The organism is Deinococcus pimensis DSM 21231 (genome assembly GCF_000519345.1).
GTDB classification, from domain to species: Bacteria; Deinococcota; Deinococci; order Deinococcales; family Deinococcaceae; genus Deinococcus_A; species Deinococcus_A pimensis.
On record NZ_KI912632.1, the window covers coordinates 1,718 to 8,808 of the forward strand.

6 protein-coding genes are annotated in these 7,091 nt (G+C 67.1%); all 6 read right to left on the reverse strand.

Annotated elements, in window-relative coordinates; all coding sequences use genetic code 11:
• A partial coding sequence (locus tag DEIPI_RS28470) for a hypothetical protein (RefSeq protein ID WP_045233643.1) occupies positions 1-505 on the reverse strand: 505 nt, incomplete at its 3' end.
• Between the two features lie 127 nt (positions 506-632).
• Positions 633-1,172, reverse strand: a complete 540-nt coding sequence (locus DEIPI_RS38960) for a hypothetical protein (protein WP_169737021.1) — start codon at positions 1,170-1,172, stop codon at positions 633-635.
• Positions 1,173-1,294: 122 nt separating this feature from the next.
• Complete coding sequence (locus tag DEIPI_RS35300) at positions 1,295-3,493, reverse strand: CHAP domain-containing protein (protein WP_052351615.1); 2,199 nt, start codon at positions 3,491-3,493, stop codon at positions 1,295-1,297.
• A 117-nt stretch (positions 3,494-3,610) separates the two neighbouring features.
• Positions 3,611-4,513 (reverse strand): carbohydrate ABC transporter permease, encoded by a 903-nt coding sequence (locus DEIPI_RS0104435; RefSeq protein ID WP_027480980.1) that lies wholly within the window; start codon positions 4,511-4,513, stop codon positions 3,611-3,613.
• On the reverse strand, positions 4,514-5,347 hold the full coding sequence (locus DEIPI_RS28480) for a carbohydrate ABC transporter permease (protein ID WP_084473962.1): 834 nt from the start codon (positions 5,345-5,347) through the stop codon (positions 4,514-4,516).
• Between the two features lie 101 nt (positions 5,348-5,448).
• Positions 5,449-7,091, reverse strand: a 1,643-nt coding sequence (locus DEIPI_RS28485; protein WP_045233645.1) for a family 20 glycosylhydrolase, incomplete at its 5' end; no start/stop codon positions are given.

Consider the following 7,091-nt stretch of genomic DNA (forward strand, 5'->3'; position numbering starts at 1 on the left):
GCACGTGCGGCGCCTCCTCCCGCACGAGCCCTTCCAGGAGCGCCGCCTGGGACGCCGTCACCTCGCCCTCCGGGAGGGCCCACCAGCCCGACAGGCCCGGCTCCACCTCGCCCGGTGGGATGTCGTCCCCGTGCAGCAGCAGGTGCAGCAGGCGCGAGGACACCCGGAAGGGCCGCGCCGCTTCCGGAACGTCCACGTCCACGCCCTCCAGCAGCCCGAGCCGCACCAGCGGCGAGCCCGCTCCGAACCAGCGCGCGGGCACCGGCTCCAGACCCAGCACCCGGCCCGCCACGGCGGGCGTCACGAAGGGCGAACCCAGCGTCTCCGGCGCGTTCCGCAGCGCAGACGCGGCGTCCATGTCCAGCGCCGCCGCCGCGCACAGCAGCACCAGCGCCACGTGCTCCTCCGACAGGAACGCCAGCCGCCCGAGCCGCTCGCGCACCCCCAGGAACGCGTCCAGCTGCTCCATCCTGTCCTGAAGGAGGGAGAAGAGCGAGGAGGTCACCGCCGCTCACCCCACTGCGGGGAGGAGGTTCCAGTCCGGAAGTGGGACTGATTGTTGCCTCTGCTATCGTGTTTCGTTCCACGACGGAGAGGTCTTTGCAGTACGGTTTGCGGATGCACAAGGCACATCAATCCAAGCTCCATTCCGGACGGTCTGTAATATCAAAAGTATATGAGCATGCGTTTTCGGCTGTTTCGGGAAAACAGACAAGATAAAAGTAGTAGGGTCTTGATTTGGCATTGCCGGAATATAGTTTTGCGACGTGCTCCAGTCCTGATTTGGTTTTGTATTCTCCATCGTCACTCTTGACGGACACTCGGAGTGAAGTAGCAAAAGAATTGAAAGTTTTGCAAAAACTTGCTAAATTATTACGATAGTCCACGACACTCTCAATCAGGGTAAATGCGGCAAAGCATGAGAACTTACCGGGAAGTTGATTTTCTTTATCGGTGTCCAGATTGAGCGATGCTCGTAAGAGTTGATTATTTTTTCCCAGACCAAATGAGATTGTAGTGTCGGGCGGGGAATGATCATCATCGCTCGATATTTTTGCATTAAGAACCGTAGAGTAGAACTTATAAATGATAATACGAGGATTATCAGACTCCGATCTGTAGATTCCGGCTGATTCACATTCAAACTGTTTGCAGAATTCCAAACTTTTCAAATCGACGAGTTCTCCAATTATGTTTTTGGAGTCTTTGGGAGTGCTGGAGCATGCGAGAATGTAAAGGCAAAAGAATGAAAGCGCAATCTGTCTGCTGATATACTTCAGTCTGCACGGCATTATCATTCTCCCTTCCTGAGCCAGCCAAGCACGCCTCCGGAAATCCGCCAGCTCCCATTGACCACGACGACCTGAAAAGTCTGCGTAAATCCTGTACCGACGTTTTGCTGCGCCACGGTGAGCTCTTTGTTCGAACACGACACGACGATGGCCACATGCCCGTATCCACCGTTCGCGGGGGAAGGTGCGAAGACGATCAGGTCGCCGCGTCCCGGCCGGGCATTCTTGCTGCGCGAGCCATTGCTGAACTGTGTCAGGCCGCGATCGATGTTAAGAGTGGCGTCCTCAGTTCCGGGATCGTAATAATCGACGGCGTTGCCCAGCTTTTCAAACGAGTGATTCAAGGCTGTGTAGTAGTAACGCCTGACAAACTCGACACATTGCCATCTGTAGCCAAAGCGATACTTCTTACCATCGGAGGAGTAATGCACTCCACCGCCCTCGTTCTTCCCGTTGTAGTACGCCTCCACGCCGTCGAGGGACCCGATCACCGCGCCGATCTCACCTCGCTCCCTGATCCTCCTCAGCTCCTCTTCCGGCACGAGCCGCAGTCTCGCCTCCTGCTCGCGGTCGCGGGTGGCGGTCGTGTCGTCGTCCTCTTCGGGCGTCACGGAGCGCGCGGCCGTGTGGAGGGGGAGGGGATCGCGGTACCTCGGGTCGTACTTCGCGCGGGGACGGCGGGCGGTGCCCACGTCGCGGAGGTGCAGGGCGCGCTCGTCGAGGTTGGTGCCGAACACGTTCCGCCAGCGCAGGCGCAGGATGTCGGCGGCCTCGACGGGTTCGATGGTGCCGTTCCCGTCCGAGTCGAGGCCGTCGTTCTGCGTGTACCGCAGGCGCTCGTCGGGGTCTTCCGCGTCCCTCGCGGCCCACACGGCGCGGTCCGCGACGCGCGTGTGCCCGCCGAGCACGCTGAAGTACAGGTGTTCGAGCGTGATCTCGCGGCCCCCCTCGCGCGCGCGCTCCACGGCCTCCGGGACGCCGTGCTGCCGCAGGTACGCCTCCACGTAGGGGAGCTGCTGGACGGCGCTGAGGTCCCGGAAGCCCTCGGGGCGGCGTGGCAGGAGCCGCACCTGATCGGGCGTGAGGTGGCTGCGGCGGGTCCGCAGGTCCGTCAGGGCCTCCCGGCCGAACTGGATGAGGCCGAAGTGCGCTCCGCTGCCGCCGCTCACGGCCTGCGGGTCGAGCCAGGACTCGAAGAGCATGAGGGCCAGCAGGAGGTGCGCGGGGACCCCGAGACGGCCCGCCACGTCCTGGAACTGCGCCTCGAAGTCGGGTTCCTTCAGGGCGGGCAGGCTGTACTTCGGGAGGGGCTTCGGGAGCGCGCCGGGCGTGTGCTCCGCCGAACCGGGAATGTGCGGCAGGGGCGCCGTGCCCTCGTGGAGGTGGCGGGCCACGAAGGGGTAGGGTTCGTCCCCGCCGAGCCAGCGCGCGCTGAGGACGATCTCGTCGTTCCGGTGGGTGAGCGTGCCGTGCACGGTGCGCCGCTGACCCTCGCGGGGACCGGTGGTGTAGCGCGCGTCGAGCGTGAGGACGTCCTCCTCGCCCACCACGCCGCGCACGGTACCGCCCCCGCGTCCGCGCAGGTCGAAGGTGCCGTCCACGCTGCCGTCCGCGCGGCGGACGAGCCGCAGGCTCAGGACGGTGCCCGCGAGTTCGCCGGTGAGGGTGCCCGCCCAGGCGCGGGGGGGTCCGGGCCGACCGGGCGCCTCCTCGGGCGCGTCGGGGTCGCGGAAGGCCTCGCGTGGGCCGGTCGGGAGGAGGTCGAGGTGGCGCAGGCGGAACGCCTTCTGCGCGTTCGGCGCGCCGCGCCGGAAGAGCGAGACGCGCAGCGCGCCGCCGCTCTCGACGAAGCCGCGGAAGGACGCGCCGTTCTCGCGGGAGGACACGAGGAAGCTCCCGTCGGTGTAGAGGCCGCCGTACAGCGCGAAGCCTTCCTCGTGCCCGCCGAGCACGCTGTAGCGGCCCGTGAGGACGCCGCTGGCGTGACGGCGCAGGTGCAGGTGGAAGGTGACGCCCTCGGTGGTGCCCGCGTAGCGGCGCTGCCACGGCGTGTCCGTGGGACGCAGGGCGGGTGGGGGAGGGGGCGTGTTCCCGGAGCCGGGCAGCTCGGGCGGAAGGGGCGTCTTCCGGCGCGTCCGGGTGGGCGTGACGGCGCGGCGCGGCGTGACGGCGGGTTTCTTGCGGGTGTTCCGCAGGGTCACGGCTGACCCCGACGAGAACGTGGGAAGTGGATGAAGGACGCTCTCATGAGTTTAAGCGTAGGCAAACGCCCGGACCTCGTCCGGGCGTTGTCTAGGGCGCGTTCTCCTGTACCGGGGTCAACCCTTGACGGCGCCCTCCAGGCCCTTCATGAAGTAGCGCTGCCCGAACGCGAACACCACGAGGATCGGGATGATCGTGATGACCGTGCCCGCCATCACCGCGCGCGAGTTCGTGCTGAACGTTCCGCTGAGCTCCAGCAGGCCCGCCGAGAGCGGCAGCATCTGCGGGTCGAGCGGCAGGATCCGCGCCCACAGGAACGAATTCCAGAACGCCACGAATTCCAGGATCGCGAACGCCGCGATGGTCGGCGCGGCCAGCGGCAGCATCACCCGGCGCCAGATCGTGAGTTCCTTCGCGCCGTCGATGCGGGCCGCCTCGATCAGTTCGAGCGGCACGCTCAGGTACGCCTGACGGATCAGGAAGAGCCCCACGATGCTCGCGAGGCTCGGCAGCACGATCGCCGCGTACTGGCTGACCATGTTCAGCAGGGGACCGAAGGCGCCCGCGTGCTGCTCCAGCAGGCCGAGCTTGCGGGTCGTCACGAAGTTCACGATGAGGCCCGCCTCGTTCGGCAGCACCACCAGCGCGAGGATCGCGTAGAAGATCAGGTCACGGCCCGGGAAGCGCATCTTCGCGAGCGGGTACGCCGCGAGCGCCGCGAGCGTCACGGAGAGCGTCACGCCCAGCGTGCAGATCACCACGCTGTTGACGAACATCCGCCAGAAGGGCACGCTCGTCCCGTTGATCACCGCCGAGTAGTTGCGTCCGCTCACGCCGTTCGGGAGGAGCTTCGGGTCGTACACGCTGCCCGTCGGCTCCAGCGACGTGATGACCGTCCAGTAGAAGGGGTAGAGCATGATCAGCGCGATCACGATCAGGACGGCGTACGCCAGCCCGTTCGAGAGGCGGGCGCGGGCCCGGCGACGCGCGCGAAGCTGGGACGTCTCTGCGGTGGTCATCTAGGCGTCCGCCTTTCCGCCGCGCGTCAGGCGGAAGTTGATCACGCCGAACGCGAGGCTGATCACGGCGATCACGAGGCCCGCCGCGGCCGCGTAGCCGAAGCGGAAGTCCTGGAAGGCCTTCGCGTACGAGAAGAACAGCGCGGTGTACGTGCTGCCCTGCGGGCCGCCCTGCGTCATCACGAAGATCTCCTCGAACACCTTCACGGCGCTGATGGTGGACAGCAGGCTGCACACCAGGATCACGGGCCTGAGGCCCACCAGGGTGATGTGCCAGAACACCTGCCAGCGGCTCGCGCCGTCCACGACGGCGGCCTCCTCCAGCTCGCGCGGAATGCCCTGTAGGCCCGCGAGGTACAGCACCATGTAGTACCCGATGCCCTTCCACAGCGTCACGAACATCACCGCGTACAGCGCCGAGGAGGGGTTGTTGAGCAGCGAGTGCGGCTCCTTCATCAGGCCGAGGTGCGTGAGGACCCAGTTGACGGGGCCGGTCTGCTGGTACATCCAGCCCCAGATGAGGCCCACCACCGCGAAGCTCGTCACGACCGGCACGTAGTACGCCGTGCGGAAGAACGCGATGCCGCGCAGGGGCCGGTTCACCAGCATCGCCACGCCGATGCTGGCGAGCTGGATGACGGGCACCACGATGAGGTAGCGCAGGCTGTTGCGCACGCCCTCCCAGAACTGCGAGTCCTTCGCGAGCTCGCGGAAGTTGTCCAGCCCGACGAACTCGGGCGGGCTGATGACGTTGTACTTCGTGAACGCGAGGTACGTGCCGAACAGCACCGGCCACGTGTGGTAGACGACGAGCAGCACGAGGAACGGCAGCATGAAGCCGTACCCGACGAGCGTGTCGCGCGCCACGCGCCGCCAGCTCTGCCCGCCGCGCCTGGCCGTGGGTGCGGGCGCGGCGCCCGCCTCCTGTCCGAGACTCACTTCCCACCTCCGATCAGGGTGAGGCCCAGCAGGGTGGGGTTCGCGGCCTTCCCGTCACTCACGACGGTGACGGAGCGCACGACCTTGCCGGGGTTGGGGTTCGTCCAGACGAACGTGCTCACCGCCACGTCCAGCCCGTCCTTCGTCTGGCCGCGCCACGCGGGCTCCGCGATCATGCTGGTCGGGACGGGTTCCGTCCAAGCGCGGATGTGGCGGCCATACTCCAGCGGCACCGTGAGCTTCGTGCCGTCGTCGTACGTGATCTCGTACGCGCCGACGCGGTCGCGCACCGTGGGGTGGCTCCAGCCGGTCGTGTGCAGGAACGCGAGCGCGTCCGCCTTCGCGCCGACCTCCAGGGTGACGCGCGCGGGCAGGTCGCTGGCCGCGCCGCGCGAGCCCTTCGTCATGACGGCGCCCGACACGAGGAAACGGTAGCTGCCGACCCGCACGTCCCCGCGCGGGAGAGCGGAGAGGTCCGTGTCGGGCCCCTTGAGGATCCAGCCCTTCTCGTCCGGGTCGGTGAGGGTGCGCGTCACGGCGGACGAGAGGTCCACCAGCGTGCCCGCCTGGGGGACGAGGCTCGTCGGCTCGTACAGGTCGCGGTACGTGACCTCCGGGACGGTCTGGGCGGGCGCGGGCGGATTCCACGCGCTCGCGCCGCCCCGCACGTAGGCGAGGCCCTGCTCGGCCTGCCCGTCCCAGAGGCTGGGGTTGCCGAAGTAGCCGCTCCAGCGGGTCTGAAGTACACCCTGCGAGCCGTACTTCAGCGCGGCGCGCGCCATCGCCTCCGGGTTGCCGGGGTCACGCCAGGGCGCGCCCAGCACCGGGAAGCCCGCCGAGCGGATCGTGTCGAGCAGGGGGTAGTCCGCCGCCGGGGAGTAGTTCCAGTACGTGATGACGACGTCCTTCGGGAGTTCCGCCGGGATGCGGTCGCGGAAGGCGTCCGCGAAGGCCACGTCGTGCCAGATCATCGTGCCGACGTTCATGGACTTCAGGTGCGTGTAGAGCTTCATGGTGTCGTCCACGAAGAGCTTCTCGAAGCCCACGGCCTTGCCGTTCTCGCGGGCGGGGAAGCGGTCGTTGTTGCGCACCTCGTCGTGCCCGATGTGCACGTAGCGGGGCCGGAAGGTCTGCACGGCCTCCGTGAGGATCGGCAGGACCACGTCCGTGTACGTGCGCGGGTTGAGCGTGTCGTACGCGAAGGGATTCTGGCTCTGCGGGTCCTGCATCAGATCCCTGTTCGCGCCGCCGTAGAACATCCAGCCCGTGTGGCCCAGCGTCTCGATGAGCGGGATGGGCTCCAGCCCGTAGGACCGCGCGAGGTCCGCGACGCGCGCCGCCTCGGCCTTCGTCGCGCCGCCCGGGTGCGCGAAGCCGCCCTTCTTCGCCGCGTCCCACTGCACGTAGTTGCTCATCACGAGGACGCTGTTGTACTTGAGCTGCGCCAGCAGCGGAATCAGGTGATCGTTGACGCCCCTGCTGTACTGGTCGAGGTAGATCATGGCGGTGCGCCGCGCCAGCAGGGGGTAGTCCTGCACGAGCGCGAAGCGCAGGCCCTGCGGCGTGAGGAGCTGCCGCAGCGTCTGCGCGCCGTGGTACGCCCCGGCGGCGTCCGCGCCGACGACGTACGCGCCCGTGG

Coding starts and splice junctions, on each gene's coding strand:
- DEIPI_RS0104435 (WP_027480980.1), bottom strand. CDS start 4,513: ATGACCACCGCAGAGACGTCCCAGCTTCGCGCGCGTCGCCGGGCCCGC.
- DEIPI_RS28480 (WP_084473962.1), bottom strand. CDS start 5,347: ATGCTGCCGTTCCTCGTGCTGCTCGTCGTCTACCACACGTGGCCGGTG.